Origin of the sequence: Woeseia oceani, assembly GCF_001677435.1 — a bacterium.
GTDB lineage: Bacteria > Pseudomonadota > Gammaproteobacteria > Steroidobacterales > Woeseiaceae > Woeseia > Woeseia oceani.
The window spans coordinates 748,775-765,317 of the sequence record NZ_CP016268.1 but is presented as its reverse complement, the minus strand read 5'-3'; the positions used below and the strand labels follow the sequence as shown (position 1 = coordinate 765,317).

General features: G+C 59.7%; 12 protein-coding genes and 1 riboswitch. Of the genes, 6 read left to right on the top strand and 6 right to left on the bottom strand.

From position 1 onward, the window contains the following. Positions 1 to 72 precede the first annotated feature (72 nt). From BA177_RS03325 to BA177_RS03315, 3 genes are all read left to right on the top strand, one after another. Positions 73 to 1,653: an amidase gene (locus BA177_RS03325; RefSeq protein ID WP_068612822.1), complete on the top strand. Its 1,581-nt coding sequence runs from the start codon at positions 73 to 75 to the stop codon at positions 1,651 to 1,653. Between the two features lie 98 nt (positions 1,654 to 1,751). Continuing rightward, positions 1,752 to 2,522 (top strand): hypothetical protein, encoded by a 771-nt coding sequence (locus tag BA177_RS03320; protein ID WP_068612820.1) that lies wholly within the window; start codon positions 1,752 to 1,754, stop codon positions 2,520 to 2,522. Between the two features lie 50 nt (positions 2,523 to 2,572). Continuing rightward, positions 2,573 to 3,370, top strand: a complete 798-nt coding sequence (locus BA177_RS03315) for an ABC transporter ATP-binding protein (protein WP_068612817.1) — start codon at positions 2,573 to 2,575, stop codon at positions 3,368 to 3,370. Here the strand turns inward: BA177_RS03315 and BA177_RS03310 are convergent. Further along, a complete protein-coding gene (locus BA177_RS03310) occupies positions 3,367 to 4,161 on the bottom strand; it encodes an inositol monophosphatase family protein (RefSeq protein ID WP_068612814.1) in 795 nt (264 codons plus the stop codon). The two genes, BA177_RS03315 and BA177_RS03310, sit on opposite strands and share 4 nt — an antisense overlap. Positions 4,162 to 4,335: 174 nt before the next feature. Next, a riboswitch (cobalamin riboswitch) is annotated at positions 4,336 to 4,582 on the top strand. A gap of 112 nt (positions 4,583 to 4,694) precedes the next feature. Here BA177_RS03310 and BA177_RS03305 point away from each other — a divergent pair. Together BA177_RS03305 and BA177_RS03300 are read left to right on the top strand one after the other, a co-directional pair. Next, the gene (locus BA177_RS03305) at positions 4,695 to 6,452 is read left to right on the top strand and encodes a TonB-dependent receptor domain-containing protein (RefSeq protein ID WP_197493297.1); all 1,758 of its coding nucleotides are present in this window, start codon (positions 4,695 to 4,697) and stop codon (positions 6,450 to 6,452) included. A 5-nt stretch (positions 6,453 to 6,457) separates the two neighbouring features. Further along, the gene (locus BA177_RS03300) at positions 6,458 to 7,006 is read left to right on the top strand and encodes a cob(I)yrinic acid a,c-diamide adenosyltransferase (protein WP_068612808.1); all 549 of its coding nucleotides are present in this window, start codon (positions 6,458 to 6,460) and stop codon (positions 7,004 to 7,006) included. 113 nt (positions 7,007 to 7,119) lie between these two features. Here BA177_RS03300 and BA177_RS03295 read toward each other — a convergent pair whose 3' ends face one another. From BA177_RS03295 to ampD, 3 genes are read right to left on the bottom strand one after another with little or no spacing between them, the layout of a single operon-like run. Beyond that, a complete protein-coding gene (locus BA177_RS03295) occupies positions 7,120 to 7,983 on the bottom strand; it encodes a cobalamin-binding protein (protein WP_197493296.1) in 864 nt (287 codons plus the stop codon). A gap of 5 nt (positions 7,984 to 7,988) precedes the next feature. Continuing rightward, on the bottom strand, positions 7,989 to 8,921 hold the full coding sequence (ampE, locus tag BA177_RS03290) for a regulatory signaling modulator protein AmpE (protein WP_068612802.1): 933 nt from the start codon (positions 8,919 to 8,921) through the stop codon (positions 7,989 to 7,991). Further along, a complete protein-coding gene (gene ampD, locus BA177_RS03285; RefSeq protein ID WP_082989827.1) occupies positions 8,918 to 9,505 on the bottom strand; it encodes a 1,6-anhydro-N-acetylmuramyl-L-alanine amidase AmpD in 588 nt (195 codons plus the stop codon). Before ampD ends, ampE begins: the two co-directional genes overlap by 4 nt. A 108-nt stretch (positions 9,506 to 9,613) precedes the next feature. Here ampD and BA177_RS03280 point away from each other — a divergent pair, with 108 nt between their 5' ends. Beyond that, a complete protein-coding gene (locus tag BA177_RS03280; RefSeq protein ID WP_068612799.1) occupies positions 9,614 to 10,348 on the top strand; it encodes a 16S rRNA (uracil(1498)-N(3))-methyltransferase in 735 nt (244 codons plus the stop codon). A gap of 12 nt (positions 10,349 to 10,360) precedes the next feature. On the opposite strand, the gene BA177_RS03275 is transcribed toward BA177_RS03280, so the two are convergent. Continuing rightward, positions 10,361 to 10,831 (bottom strand): chemotaxis protein CheW, encoded by a 471-nt coding sequence (locus tag BA177_RS03275; protein ID WP_068612796.1) that lies wholly within the window; start codon positions 10,829 to 10,831, stop codon positions 10,361 to 10,363. After that, entirely contained in the window at positions 10,828 to 16,533 is a 5,706-nt protein-coding gene (locus BA177_RS03270) for a hybrid sensor histidine kinase/response regulator (protein ID WP_068612793.1), read from the bottom strand. The genes BA177_RS03275 and BA177_RS03270 overlap by 4 nt, the downstream gene beginning before the upstream one ends. Positions 16,534 to 16,543 lie beyond the last annotated feature (10 nt).

The window sequence follows — 16,543 nt, the reverse complement described above, 5'->3', positions numbered from 1 at the left end:
ACCTCGCTCCTCACACTAGTCTCAGCATCTGGTGTGCGTCGGCAATCGTGCCGGACAGTAGAGAGGGTTGTGATGATAAATCGGTCCCGGAAAGACCTGGTGCGGTACACAGTCGTGGCTGTAGCGACCCTGTTACTGGCTGCCTGTGCAGGCCCAACCGTGCAGTCCTACGAAGAAGCCACTGTTGCCGACTTGCAGCGTGCCATGCAGAACGGCGAACTGACCGCCCGCCGCCTGACCGACTACTACCTGCAAAGAATCCAGCGTATCGATCACAGTGGTGTGAATCTGCGCTCTGTCATCGAGGTGAATCCTGACGCCCGGAGCATCGCCGATACGCTGGACAATGAACGACGCGACGGCAAAGTCCGAGGGCCATTGCATGGCATTCCGGTTGTACTTAAAGCAAACATCGATACGGGCGACACGCTGGCAACCAGCGCCGGCTCACTCGCGCTGGCGGACCACCGCGCCGCGGACGATGCCTTCCTCGTCGAGCAACTGCGTGAAGCCGGTGCCATTATTCTGGCGAAGACCAACCTGAGTGAGTGGGCCAACTTCCGCTCAACCAATTCGTCCAGCGGCTGGAGCAGCCTGGGTGGCCAGACCGGCAATGCCTACGACCCACGCCGCAACCCGTGCGGCTCATCGTCGGGTTCCGCGGTCGCGGTTGCCGCCAATCTGAGCGTTCTTGCCATCGGCACGGAAACCGACGGCTCCATCGTTTGTCCTGCATCGATCAATGGCATCGTGGGCATCAAGCCAACCCTGGGCTTGGTCAGCCGCGACGGCATCATTCCGATTGCCCACAGTCAGGACACCGCGGGCCCTATGGCCCGGACCGTGCACGATGCCGCCATCCTGCTGAACGCTTTGGCTGCCAGAGACGACAATGACCCTGCCAGTACCGATCGCCCGGCGTCGCTACCGGACTATGCGGCCAACCTGCGGACTGACGCGCTGCAGGGAAAGCGCATTGGCGTACTCCGCAGATACGGTGGCGCCGGCAACAATGACGCGGTGGAGGAAATCTTCACAGCGAATATTGCGTTGCTGCAATCGCTGGGTGCCGACATTGTTGATCCGGTCGAGATCGATACCGACGGCATGGGCGATGCCGAGTTTGAAGTTCTCCTGTACGAGTTCAAGTCCGACCTCAACAAATACTTCGAAGAATCAAACGCGCCGATTTCCAGTCTGAGCGAACTGATCGCGTTCAATGACGAACATGCGGACGCGGTAATGCCCTTTTTCGGCCAGGAACTCTTGATCCGCGCCAATGCCAAAGGCCCGCTGACTGAAGCGGCTTATTTGAACGCGCTGGCTGACAGCAAGAGCATCGCACGCGACGGCATCAACAACGCGCTCAAGGAACAGCAGCTCGACGCATTGATCGCGCCCTCCAATGGCCCGGCCTGGCTCACCGATCACATCAACGGCGACACCTTTAGCGTGGGCAGCTCCTCGCTGGCCGCCATCTCGGGTTACGCGAGCATTACCGTGCCAGCCGGACAGGTCCAGGGACTACCGGTCGGCCTGTCCTTCATCGGCGGTGCCTACAGTGAAGCCGAACTCATCCGGCTGGCGTACGCCTTCGAGCAGGCAAGCGCGGCGCGACAAGTTCCCGACCCGGAGAATCCACTCCGGCCGTAAGCGAAAACGCGGGCATTCATACAAACTGCGAACTGCTCGCTGGCACGCAATGCGTTCAGCAGGCGTAATTCACTGTCGTTCAAGACTGTTGCAGACTCATGTTCAAGGCCATACGGGTAACGATACTGCTGTTTATTCTGGGGATGGTGCTGACCTCAACGTGGCTGTCACAAGCCCGCAGCACAGACTGGAATAACAGCCTGTGGGTAAAAATCTACCCGATCAATGCGGATGGCAGCCAGATCAGCGCTGACTATATTCAGCAGCTTTCGGCCGAACAGTTCTCCGGCATCGAATCCTTTGTCAGCCGCGAAGTTGAACGTTACGGTCACGACCTCAAACGACCTGTTCGAATCGAACTGGGTTCGCTCATCAGTGAACAGCCCCCGGCACTGCCGGATGCGCACAGCAAGCTGACAGTCATGTGGTGGAGCCTGCGCATGCGCTGGTGGGCATACCGCGTGGCCAACCCGCAGGATTCACCAGCGCCGGATGTCAGAATATTTGTCCGTTACCATGCGCCGGCATCTGACTTTCTGCTGGAAAATTCCGTCGGCCTGCAAAAAGGCATGGTCGGCATTGTCAACGGCTTCGCCGGTCGCCGGTATGACGGCAGTAACAACGTCATCATCACGCATGAGTTTCTGCACACGCTCGGCGCGACCGACAAGTACGAAGCGGCAAACGGCCTGCCGCGCTTTCCGGAGGGCTACGCCGAACCGGATCGCAAGCCGCGCTATCCGCAACGGTTTGCGGAAATCATGGGCGGCCGTATTGCGCTGGCTGACGACGATGCGGTCATCCCGCGCAGCCTGAAGTACGTACTGATCGGCGAACAAACGGCCACCGAGATCCGGCTGCTACGCTGACGCGCCCAAGCGACTGGCGCCACCGCGGCTTTGCCGCTAGCCTGCAACGCATGAGCAAGCAAGCAGACACAGTACTGGCCGGGCGCAAACTGCGCATAGAGGTACCCGGTCGCACGTTGGTCGACGAGCTGGATTTCGAATTACGTGCCGGCGAGTTTCTCGCCGTACTCGGCCAGAATGGCGCCGGAAAATCACTGACCCTGCACACCCTGGCCGGACTGCGACGACCTGCCACGGGAACCATTGAATTACTTGGGCAGCCGCTGCCCGGCCTGAGCCGCCAGACGATTGCGCGGCAGCTCGCATTGCTGCCACAACATTCGGACGACGCTTTTCCCGCCACGGTTTTTGACACAGTGTTATCCGGCCGTCATCCGCACGTACCGCGCTGGCAATGGGAAAGTGCTGCGGACCGCGGGATTGCCAGCGATTGCCTGCGCCTCATGGACCTGCACAACCTGCACAATCGTGACATCGCAACATTGTCCGGTGGTGAGCGTCGCCGCGTTGCCGTCGCACAGGTGCTGGCACAGGCCCCGGATGTGTACTTGCTCGATGAACCAAGCAATCATCTGGACCCGCAACATCAACTGGACGTGCTTAACGTTTTTGCGGACAAGGCGGCCTGCGGCAAAACGGTGATCGCCAGTTTGCACGACGTGAACCTTGCCGCACGTTATGCAACGTCCTGCCTGTTGTTATTCGGTGATGGCCGCTGGGAACTCGGGCCTGCCGAATCGATACTGACCGCCGCCGTGCTCAGTGACCTGTACGCGACACCCATGGAGGCCTTGCCCTGGCACGACCGGCAATTCTTTGTTGCCGCCGGCAACGGGCAGCGACGCTAGGCGACGTAACCGCGCAAGCGTGGCAACAGCGCTTCGTGCAAATCCGGGTTTGCCGCCAGTACCGAGCGAATCTCAAGATCCGGTGTTGCGCCATTCAGGTTGGTAAACACGCCACCGGCCTCGGTCACGATAACTGACAACGCCGCTACATCGAGGATGTTCACATCCGATTCCACAACCGCTTCGATCTTGCCGCTGGCCAGCAAATGGTAGTGATAGAAATCGCCATAGCCGCGAATACGGTCCGTGCTCGCCACCACCTTGCCGTACTCACTCCAACCCGAGCTTGCTGCGAGAGACTTGAGATTGCCGGCTGACACCGCCGCCCGGTCAAGTTCATTGATATCGCTAACCTGCAGGCGCTTGCCGTTCAGCCAGGCCCCCTTGCCCCGTTCGGCAAAGGCCAGCTCGTCAAACATGGTGCCGCTGGAAACGCCCAACACGAGTTCACCCTCATGCATCAATGCAATCTGCGTGGAAAAGAACGGGTATTGGCGAACGAAGCCCTTCGTGCCATCAATCGGATCCACCAACCACAGGTAAGGACTGTCCCTGCCGGTTGAACCGGTTTCCTCGCCGTAAAAGCCGTGCGCTGGAAACGCGCCCAGAATAATCTCGCGGATGCGTTCTTCGCATTCGACATCGGCCTGCGTCACCGGCGTCCGGTCCGCTTTGGTGCTGACCGTAAAGTTGCCATTGAAATATTTCCGGCTAATGGCCGCTGCGGCACGCGCTGCCTCCAGGGCGACTTCAAGTTCGCGTGATACCGCGGGCGTATTGCTTTCGTTCACTAACAGCTCCTCCTGAAAGGCGACACTATGGCGGCAGTGCCAGGAAGACTCAAGCGCATGACGATCGACCAGCAGCGCCCATCTGTCAGCTCACAGGCCCGCCGACAGGGAGGCAACGCAGAAGGACCGGCCCTTGCCACAGTGCGTACTTGACACGGGCAAGCAGCAGCACCTAAGGTGCCGCGCACATCAGGTGAACCCGGAATGGCATTGTTCCGGGTGAACGGGAAGCCGGTGCGGAATGATCCATTCCCAGGCCGGCGCTGCCCCCGCAACGGTGATCGAGTTAACCCGCAGCCCCCGTCATTTTTGACGGAGCCACTGTGAAACAGCGCTACTGGCGTTCGTTTCGCGGGAAGGCGCTGCGGACTGGCATTAGCCGCTCGTAAGCCCGGAGACCGGCCCGGTGTACACGCGAACGGCGCGGCGGGCGACTGTTCGGGCGTGCCATCGGCCTACGTCCCTGTACCCCGCGGTTTCTTCGCTTTTCTTGTCTACAGAAAACGCATGCGGGCGGCATGCAGGAGTTAGTTATGAACGCTCTCCAGGGTACTTTTCTGGCAGCATTGCTGTTGCCAACAATCTCGCTTGCCAATAACGACGACATAGTCGTAACCGGCACTCGCAGTGAACGCGCTATCGAGGATCTGATCGTCCCCGTGAGCGTAATTAATCGTCAACAAATCGAATTGTCAGCGGCGAGCGATCTCGCTGAGTTGCTGCGTTTTGAAGCCGGCCTCGACATTGGTCGCAATGGCGGCCCGGGACAACCCACCTCCGTGTTCCTGCGCGGCACTGAAAGCAATCACACCCTGCTGTTGATAGACGGTGTGCGGGCGAACCCTGGCACCATCGGCGGCGGTGCGTTTCAGAACATTTCGCCCGAAGTCATTCAACGCGTTGAAATTGTCAAAGGTGGACGCTCGTCGTTGTACGGTACGGATGCGATCGGTGGCGTTATCAATGTCATTACCCGCAGTGCAGGCGATGGTTATGCGGAAGCCGGTGCCGGTGGCGGCAGTTTCGGCACTCGCACCGCGTACACGAGTTTCGCTGCCAGCGGTCAGAAGGGCGAGTTTGGAGCGACCATCGACTGGCAGGATACCGACGGCTATGCGATCCGCACGGACAGCCCTGTTGAGCGCGGCTACGACAACCTCAGCGCCAACCTCTATGGCAGTCGCCGCATTGGCAATGCCACACTCACTGCGCGCCACTGGCGAGCCACGGGCAACAGCGAATACCTGGACTACTTCCTGACACCACTGGATCAGGACTACCGCAACGAAACCAGCTCACTGGAACTCGCCAACCCGCTGGGCGAAAACAGCAGCAGCAAGCTGTTGGTCAGCTACATGGTGGATGACATTGCGCAGAACCAGTCCCCTGACTTCGTCATCTCAAAACGGCTGGGCGTCGACTGGCAGGTCTCGACGGTCGTCGCGAACCACAATCTGGCTGCCGGCGTGTACGCGACCAACGAGTCGGCCGAGAGCTTGTCCTTCGGCAGCGGTTTCGACATGGACACCGAGACACGCGCCGTCTTCATGCACGACAGCATTGAAGCTGGCCGGCACCGCGTATTCCTTGCGGGACGCTATACGGACCACGACACCTTCGGCAACGAGTTCACCTGGAATGCCGAATACGCACTGGATGTGAACGAACGCCTGACACTGAGCGCCGGCCTGGGTCACGCGTTCCGCGCGCCGGATGCGACGGACCGCTTTGGCTTCGGCGGCAATGCGGATCTGCAACCGGAAGTCGCGGACGAGGTGCAGCTCGGTGCCCGGTTTGCGGTCTCCGAACGGCACACACTGCACTTTGATCTGTACCAGAACGACATCGAAGACCTGATCGAGTTTGATTTCACATCATTCACCCTGCAGAACATCAACAAGGCGGAATTGCGTGGCGCGCAACTTGGCTGGGCTTACACGGGCGAGCAATTCGACGCGCGCGTCGATGTCATCTCACAAACCGCGGAAAACGCAGCGGATGGCAGTCGACTGTTGCGCCGTCCCGAACGCAGTATGACCATTAACTTGCGTCGTCGCATCGGGGAGCACGCCATAGGCCTGTCGTTGCTGGCCAGTGGCGATCGTGAAGACATTGCATCGACGCTGCCGGGCTATATGCTGCTGAATCTCACTGGACAGTTTACAATCAGCCGGAACTGGCAGACCAATCTCAAGATTGAGAACCTGTTCGACAAGCAATACCAGACCGCCGCGCCGTACCGCATGAGCGAACGCGGCGCCTTCCTTGAACTGAAGTATCGCTGGAAGTAGCTACCATGGGTCATCGCCTCAGCAAGATTTACACTCGCACAGGAGACGATGGCAGCACCGGTTTGGGCGACGGCAGCCGGGTGCAGAAAGACAGCTTGCGGGTGGAAGCGTACGGCACCGTCGACGAAGCGAACTCCACGATCGGCGTGGTGTTGACGCACGCCAGCGTGCCGGACTCGATTAGGTCGTGCCTGCTTGAAGTGCAGCACGACCTTTTCGACCTCGGCGGCGAACTCTGCATCCCCGGCCACAGCGCGATCGAAGCCTCGTTCATCGAACGGCTCGAGACGCAACTGGACGCGTTCAATGCCGATCTGCCGCGCCTCAAGGATTTCATTCTGCCCGGCGGTGGACCCGCAGCAGCCGCCTGCCATCTGGCGCGCACAGTAGTACGGCGCGCAGAACGCCGGGTACGCAGTTTGCAGCGCGAGGAGACCGTGCGCTCAGAAGTCCTGCACTACCTGAACCGCCTTTCTGACCTGCTGTTTGTTATAGCGCGTCGCCTGGCGCGTGAAGAATCCGGCCAGGAAGTTATCTGGGACCGCAGTCGCTGAGCAACGGCCTGCAATCGCAGCTTGCGTTCGCAGTAAGCACTCAGGAGCTCAGCCCTGATTGCCGGTGATCAGCGGACACGCAGCACGCATGCCCTGCCGCTGCAGGTAAGCCCCTACGGCTCTGACGCTGCGCGCTGCTCACGGCCCAGTTGCAGACTCTGACAAATCTCCCGCCCGGCGGCGATCAGCCGGGTGGTCGGTCGGCCAATCTCATCCGCCGGAACCAGAAAATGGTTGTCGTAGCGATTTGCACTCATCAATGGCCAGCGCGCCCACACCGCGAACGCATCGCTGCCATCAACGTCGGCAGCCAACAAGGCTTCCGGATCGCGTTCAAGCACCGCTTCTTCAGCGATCATGGGCGCGAGCTCGCCCAGGTCTTCGAATACATTGCGGCCACCGCACAATTCGATCAGCTCGCTCACATAGTGGCTGCCGTTGACGGTGTACAAGGGTCGGCTCGACACCTGGTAGAACACCCGGATCTCACTGGTGCCCGCATAGTCATCAGCAAGCTCTTGCAAGTCACTCTGAAAACGGTTCGCAACGAGTTCGGCTTCGTCAGCATGCCCGGTCAACTCGCCAATACGACGCAACGCACTGGCTATGTCCTGCAACCGCCGGGTGCGTATCGTTGCAACGCGGTAACCGCGGGCACGAAATTCATCAACAACGTGACTGGGAGTGCCGCTTTCCCAGGCCAGCAGCACATCGGGGCGCAGCAGTGCCAACTGTTCCAGGTCAACCATCAGTGCATCGCCAACGACAGGCAAGGACTGCACGGCCGCGGGATAATCGCTGTACGCACTGACACCAACGAGCTGCTCACCCGCGCCCACGGCATAAACCAGTTCGGCTAGATTGGGGGCGAGCGTGACAATACGCTGCGCTGCGCCGCGGTTTGAATCAGGTGGAGGTACGGGTTCGCTGCAAGCGCCGACAACGCAGCACAGGCAAAGCGCAATAGTCCGGCGCACGCGCCTCAGACCATCGCGCCGTAAAGCGTCATGCCCGCGATGGCTACTGCCCACAAGAGCAACAGCCGAAATACCAGGCTGTTGGCCGCTGCGGCTCCGCGAATGCCCCGCTCTTCTTCGCTTTCATCGTCACTGTCAGGCAAGGCCAGCGCCGCCCGGCCGACCCGGGCCAGCAGCATTTCATTTTGCTCGCCGTTGCTGGCAGGAATCTGCTCCGGGGCTTGTCGCCACGCACTCAGCGCACCGTCGAAGCTGCCGGCAAGCGCATAGCCCAACGCGGTCAGACGCGCCGGTACAAATGCAAGCCAGCTGTGCAGGGTCGTTGCGGCGGCCGCCACCGCCTGCGAGGCATCGTTGTCCTCGTCACCCTCAGGGCCCGGCATTGCGGCACGATTCGCATTGAACACCGCGCGCCGGCGAATCAGGTCGGTAACCCGATAGCCCCAGGCACCGGCCGGCCCCAGTAACGCGAACCAGAAAATTACGGCGAACAAGCGGTTATTGGCCTGCACGAAAACGGCTTCCTCGACTTTCTCCACGCGCACCCAGCTGTCTTCAGGTACGTCTTTTTCGAGCAGCGCTTTAGCCGTGGTGCGCACTTGCTCCGCGTCACCAGACTCAATCGCCGAACAGTAGTCGTCGACCTCTTCGCCTATATCCTTCGGGCCGAGCGAAAAAAACAGGACCACAACGGCGAGCAACAAGTACGGAAAACCGAACAATGTGTCGCCCAGCATGTACGTGAAGAGCACAACCGGCAGCATCAGCGACACGGCCAGAAGGATCACGGGAATGATGGCAGGCCAGCTGGCAAAGCGTTCAACCTGTGCACAGCCGGTGTCGATCACCCGGTCGAGCCAGCGCAGTTCACGCAAGTGAAAAAGCTGGGTCGCGAGTCGTTCGACCATCAGGCCGATAAGCAGTGCAATCAGTTTCATGACATTCCGGGCGTTACGCGATTCTGGCTAAGCACATCATACAATCGCAGCCAGTCGAAAGCAGGGCCGGGATCGTCTTTTCTGCCCGGCGCTATGTCGCAATGACCGGCAATTGAGCGTGCGTCCAGCGCCGGGTAAACCTCGCGCAAGGCGCTGATTATCGGCGCCAAATTTGCGTATTGCTGGTCGCTGTACGGCTGCTCGTCGCACCCCTCCAGCTCGATTCCAATCGAATAGTCATTGCAGCGCTCCCGGCCACGAAATGACGACAATCCCGCATGCCAGGCCCGGCGTGTAAACGGCACAAACTGAATGAGCGTGCCGTCGCGACGCAATAACAGGTGCGCAGATACGTGCATTTGGTGAATTTCTGCGAAGTACTCGTGCTCGTTCGGATCCAGGCAATTGGTGAACAGTTGTTCGATGTACGGTCCGCCGTACTGGCCGGGCGGCAGGCTGATACCGTGCAACACCAGCAATTCCGGCTCTGTGCCGGCCGGTCGCTCATCCTGGTTCGGCGACGGGCAAAAGTCGGCCGGCTGGATAATGCCAGCTACAGGATTGACGGTGTAACGGCTAGGCATCGCAAATCGATTCAGGCAAACAGGCCCTCATCATAACGAGTCCGCGGGCCTTTGACATCGTATACGGGTGGCGGCCTAATAGCGCCGCCAGCAGCCGGAGTTACCCGCATGTCGTCGCCGCGCCTTTTCGTGGAGTTACCGCTCGCTATCGATGCACAACTCAGCATTGATGGCGATCAGGCACGCTATATCGGTCGCGTGTTGCGCGCACGAGCCGGCGACGAAGTGATCTTGTTCAATGGCCGCGGTGGCGAGTACCGGGCGCGCATCGAGGCGATCAGCAAGACGCAGGTACAGGTCACGGTCTTGCAGTTTGCTAACGGCGATCGCGAATCACCGCTGCCGGTTCGCCTCATTCAGGGCGTGTCTCGTGGTGATCGCATGGACACCGTCGTGCAAAAAGCCACGGAACTCGGAGTGCAGCGTATCTCGCCGTTACTTTCGGAATTTTCCGTTGTACGCCTGGACACAGAACGCGCCGACAAACGTACCCGCCACTGGGAGGCGGTCAGCCGCAGCGCCTGTGAACAGTGCGGCCGCAATCGACCACCGCGAATAGACGTACCGTGCCGCATGGATGCCCTGCTTGCGGAAAAAGACACGACAGCAACGCGACTGATCCTGCTGCCCGACGCACCACAGAGTTTGCATGCACTGACGCTGCAACCTGCCTCTGTGGAACTGTTGATCGGTCCCGAAGGCGGCTTGAGCGCGCTGGAACAGGAACGCGCGCTCGATACCGGATACCTCGCTGTGTCGATGGGGCCGCGTGTAATGCGCACGGAAACTGCCGCCATTGCGGCGATCACGCTGGTGCAGTCACGTTGGGGTGACCTGGCCTGAACCGGCCGATCCTCAGGCGTCAGGCTGATCCTGACAAATCATTAACTCCAGCCGTTCCAGGTGCGGAATCAGCGGATACTCATTGATCATTTTGACCCGGCACAATACGGGCAGGTCGCTGGACCAGTCAGTCGTCTTGTCGAGTTTCAGAACTTCGCGATTGACTCGCACCAGTTGCGGAAAGCCTTGCGTCAATATGCCGAAATAACCGGCACGCAAACGACCGGTACTGGCATAAAAGACCACGACCCTCGTTCGCCCGGTAACCGCCGGCAGCTCTCTGCCGATCGCGCCTTCAAACGACACCACCGGTAGCGCGCGGCCGTTCCAGTTGACGGTACCCAACAGCCAGGGTTCGCTGCCCGGCAAATGTTCTGGTTCTGAATAACGCACCACTTCAGCAACGCAAGCACGCGGCACGATCAGGCGATCCTCGGTCAACGGCACCAGCAGGCTGTAGAGCTCTTCAGTCGCTGCACTCATCGGAAACTGATCCCGCGTTCGTCGAGCAAGCGTGCAATGGCATCCAGCAACTGCGCATCCTGATAAGGTTTGCTCAGGTAATCGTTGACACCAATTTCTATTGCACGCGCCCGGTGTTTGTCGCCCGAGCGGGAGGTAATCATGATTATCGGCACATCGGATACCCGTTCATCGTTGCGTACGTGGGTCGCAAATTCGTAGCCGTCCATACGCGGCATTTCTATGTCCAGCAAAATAATATCCGGCGTAGCGTCGCGCAGAACGCTGATTGCATCCATACCGTCTTTTGCCGTAACCACGCGCAAACCGTTGCGGGTGAGGAAGCGTTCCATAACGCGGCGTACAGTAATCGAATCATCGACAACCAGCGCCAGTGGTCGTTCGTCGACTGGCGACGGTGACGCACTTCGGACCTCGACTATCGGCATGCCACTGCGTACCAGCGAATTGATATCCAGAATGAGGACGATACGGCCATCACCCAGAATGGTTGCTCCGGAAATACCGCGCACACTGGACAGCTGGGGACCCAGTGATTTGACGACGATTTCCTGGCTCGCCAGCATCTGGTCCGTCAACAGCGCAACGGCCTGATCGCCGGAACGCACCAGGATAACCGGCACGAAGCTGTCATCCTCGGGCAGCGATGCCGCCTGACCACCGAGGAACATGCCCAGGTGCCGGAAGTGATAGCTTTGTTCGCCGTACTCGTACACCGGTTCAGGTTGATTCAGCATCGATTGCAGTTGCGAGCGGGCGATACGGGCAACGCCTTCAACGGTTGGCAACGGCAGGGCATACACTTCGTCGCCGGTACGCACGACCAGCGCCTGAGTGATGGCCAGCGTAAACGGCAAGCGAATTGTGAAGTTTGTGCCCTGCCCGATCACCGAGGATATCTGCAGCGAGCCGCCAAGTTGTTTGACCTCGTTGGCAACCACGTCCATGCCAACCCCACGACCCGCTGACTGAGTCACAACACCTGCGGTACTGAAACCCGGCGTCAGAATAAGTTGCATGATTTCTGCGTCAGACACTTTGCTGTCAGCACGCAGCAACTCGCGCTCGAACGCTTTGCGGCGTATCGCGTCGACGTTCAGGCCCGCGCCGTCGTCGGAGACATCGATCACCATTTCGGCGCCTTCGCGGTGCAGTCGAATGGTTATCCGGCCATTCGCGGGCTTACCCGCCGCCTGGCGCTGTTCCGGCGATTCGATACCGTGAATAACCGCGTTGCGCATCATGTGCTCGAACGGCGGCAGCATTTTCTCCAGCACCTGCCGGTCCAGCTCGCCGGAAGCCCCTTCTACAGCCAGTTCCGCACGCTTGCCGACCTCGGTCGCCGCCTGCCGAACAAGGCGCGTCAGTCGCGGTACGTGGCGTTCGAACGGCACCATGCGGGTGCGCATCAACCCGTCCTGCAATTCCGCGGTAACCCGCGATTGCTGCACCAGCAACGTCTCGGCTTCGGAAGTCTGGTTCTGTAGCAGGTCTTTGAGACTGGCCATATCGCTCGCGGATTCGGCGAGCGCGCGCGATAGTTGCTGGATATTGGAATAGCGATCCATTTCCAGCGGATCAAAATCTTTCGCCACCAGCGTGTCCTGATGACGATGCATGATTTGCGCTTCGGTTTCGATTTCCAGGTTGCGCAGCTGTTCGCGCAAGCGAATGACGGTTTGCTCGAGCTCCTCAACGTGGAACTCAATCGTGTTGATCTGCTGACTCAATCGCGAATGATAAATGCTGATTTCGCCAGCGGCGTTCAGCAGATCTTCCAGCAGATCAGCGTCAATCCGGGCCGTTTCCTGGCGTTGTTCACCGCGACCACCCGACCGGCGACTGCTGGTCTCGTCGACAGGTTCAGCTCGCATCATGCGACGCGCGCTCAACTCATCGGTAACCCTTTCGGGTTCTTCGACCTCATCTGCCGCTTCAACGTCGTCCAGCAACATGCCGGCATCGTCCGGTTCCGCGGCTTGTGCTGCATCTTGCTCTGCCACCGGCGCCGCCTGTTCGTCGCTTACCGCGGGCTCTTCCGTAACAACTGGCTCTTCAGGCAGCACAGGCTCTTCGGCTGCAGCCGATTCTTCCGCCTCGCCCGGTTGTGCCTGATTGGATGCTTCATTGTCCGTCGCGGCGATGGCATCGGCGGGTTCGGACGCCTGACCTTCAGGTTCGGCCGCCTCCATATCCGCCCACTCAGGTTCGATCGTGATGTCGACCGACTCCAACGGGCCGCCCGCCAACTGGTCGAACGGCGGAAACTCTTCTGCAGGCGACGCATCAACATCAACGAAGTCATCAAGCCCGGTGATGCCGTCGTCCGTTATTGCGGGCAACTCCGCCGACGCATCCGGATCGCCAACGATCGTCATGCTGACGTTCTCGCCCGGCTCCGTGGAAAATTCGGACGGCGCAGTGCTGCCTGTATCCAACCCGTCGTCGCTGAGATCGATAATGGCGCTGTCACCACCCAGGGTGACTGCGCGAATACGCCCTTCCAGCGACCGCGCCGATTTTACCGTGAGCCCCGCAATGACATTGTCTCGCATGCGATGCAGTTCATCGATGCTTTGCTGCAGCAACCCGTCTATTTCTTCGGTCGGTTGTACCCGCCCATCGTCAATGCCGATCAGCAGTGTTTCCAGCTCGTGGCTCAGGTTGCCCATGGCGCTGATTCCGGCCATGCGCGCCCCGCCTTTGAGCGTGTGCAAGTGCCGCTTAAGCTCTTCCACCCGCTGTCGGGCGTTGCGGTCCTTGCTCCAGGAAGCCAGCGCACGATCGGCAGCCTCCAGCAATTCGGCCGCTTCTTCCGAGAAAATTGCCGCAATCTCGGCGTCGTAATCGCTATCGTCCGATTCCTGCGCCGGCGATTCCGCTGGTTCATCGGCTGCAACGTCCGCAACCGGCGTTTCGCCGCTGTCGATGGTTAACGGCTCTTCAGCCGCACCTTCGTCCATCGCCGCCTCGGCTTCTTCGGCTGGCTCAACCTGAACGGTGGCTGCGCCCAGTTGTGCGATGAGTTCAGCGTAGTCCTTGCGCTCACGACCGGTCTGATTGATATCCGCAACAATCGTCTCGATCGCGACAGCCGCCTGCTCCAGCAGCGCAAGCCCGGCATTGTCGATGCCCACCTGATAATCATAAATTCGGCGCACGTAGCGATTGAGGGCGCCGGCAACGGCGACTCCACGATCCACGTTGGCCATGTTCGCGCTGCCGTGCAAGGTGTGGCAGGAACGGTGCAACTTGTCGCTGATCTGGAACGGCGGTCGGTGCCCGTCGCACGAGGCAATGAACTCGCGTATCGCTTGCAGATGCCCTGCCGTTTCCTTGGAAAAGATATCCAGCAACACCGGATCCATTTCCAGCGCGTCCGATTCCGGCTCCTGGTCGGCCTCGGCCGACGCAATCGTCAGGACCGCGGCATTCGGATCCCCGTCCGCAAACGCGTTGGCACGCGCCATCATCAAGGCGATATCGGAGCTGGGCTCAATGCCCACTTCCAGTTGCTCCACGAGTTCCGGCACGATATTCGCGGCTGAGGCTATGAACTCGGTCATAGGCGGCGTGCGTGCCAAGGTCCGGTTGATCAGGCGGTTTAGCAGGTTCTCGATGCTCCAGCAATACTCGCCGATGCGTTCCGCGCCTACCATGCGGCCGCTGCCCTTAAGCGTATGGAACGAGCGCCTGACCGTAATCAGCGTTTCCAGATCTTCCGGATGATCGACCCACTGCGGCAGATTGCGATTGATCGTCGCAATTTCTTCCTTCGCCTCTTCGATGAACAGTTCCAGCAATTCCGGGTCAAGGTGCTCGGCATCGCCGGCCACCACCGGTGCCTCATCAATAACCGAGGTGGACATATGCCGTGCGGCGTCCGGCGTTGCCCGGCCAGTTGCACTGCTGCCAGCATCCGCTGTCGCCGGAGCGTGCGAGCGTAAACGCCGCTCCATGCCGTCCAGCACCGACAGACAGGCTTCAGCGTTGTCGAGCATGTACCACGGATCCTTGCGGCCAGCCTTCACCGTCTCCATGTAGTACTCAATGCTGACAATGGCATCTGCAAGACGGTCCGTTTCTTTGGGTTCAAGTCGGCGCGGACCATCGCCGGACAGAGACAGACTGATCAGATCGGCAATGCGCTCGAACACGCTCATTGCACGAGTCTTGTTCAGCATCAGCAAGCCGGCTTTGATGCCGCGCAACAATGCCGGCACGCTGTCCACGCCGTGCGAATCACCATCGCCCGTCATGCTTTGACTGAAGGTTTCCTTGATGCGGGCGAGATTGATAATGCTCTCGCGCATGACGGCTTCCGCCACCTGCTTGTAATCGCTGTCTTCACTGCGGTTACCGTCGGTCCCGTCATTGTCACTGTCGTCAGGGTGCTGTCCCTGCGGCGCAATCAGACGAATCAGCTGTTGATCCAGTCGATCCTCGACACGTAATAAAGTGGATGCAATTTCGAGAACAGTGGCTTCGCTGGCATTACCGCTTTCGCGCACGACAGACTTCAAGCGGTCAATCTCGGAGTCTATATTGCCACGCAATTCACCCAGCCCGAGCACACCCAGCGTATCACTGATTTTCTTCAACAAATCCAGCTGCGGCACAAGCTCGGAGGATTTCTGCATGCCGGTGCGCACATAAATATCGAGCACATCCTTCACGCGACCAAGATCTTCTTTGATGGCCGCGCCTACGGTCTGCATTAACTTGACGCTCGGCGCTGACAAACTCTCACGAGCGTGCGCAACCTGCTCATCGCCGGGCAGCAATTCTGCCAGGTTGAATGCAGCGCGAATCTCGCTTATGCGCGGCCCGGCGTTGCCGGAGCGCGCCACGTAGTAGAGCAGGTTATTCTGCAGATCAGTAACCGCCTGATCCTTAAAAATTTGCGGCCCTTCGTCGATCAGCCGCTTGATTTGCCGGTCCGCCTGACCAAGCAAGCGTTTTACCGCAACGGACACGTCAAGACCGCCGTTGTTCAGCGATTCCAGCACACCACCGAGTATCCACCACAACTGGTACATCTCGTCTCTGGTTGCTGCCTGCTCGAGTTTCGCAGCCACATCGGCAAGTGTTTTGAGGTGCTTCTGCGCATCGCCGCCTTTGATCAAACCGAGCAGCGCCAGCTGAAAACGCGGTCGCAGACGGGTCGCCAAAACGGCCGGGTCTTCGCCACTGGGCTCGCGGGCTGCCCGCTCTTTCTTGCCGGATGACGGCGATAAATTAAGAAGTAACAAAGTGCCTTCGGACAACAAAGGCTGACCACGCACTGCGCGCAGGTCATTCAGCAATGGCAACAATACGAGCGCGATATCGCGGCCACCGCCAAGCAGGCGCTCGATATAGGCTGGCAGTTGCACCATCGCGCGGGTCAGTGCATCCATGCCTTCGTCGCGCCCAGGACCGCCCGAAAGCCTGACGAGATGATTGCAGACGCCTTCCATCTCTTCGGTCAGCAATGCCGCACCGTAGGATTCGGTCATGCGCAATGCACCGCGCACCTGGTGCAATAAATTGCCGGCGCGAACCAGCGCCGAATTCCCGCCGCGACCGTCAACGCATTCTTCGAGTGCGAGATGCGCGGCACGGATTGTTTCCATCAACTCATGGCTAACGAGCGCGAGCGAACGCGTCGTCGCTGTCGCGCCGCTGCTGACCTGTTTCTCGATGTCGGTTTGCCCGCTCATTAATCCCGTC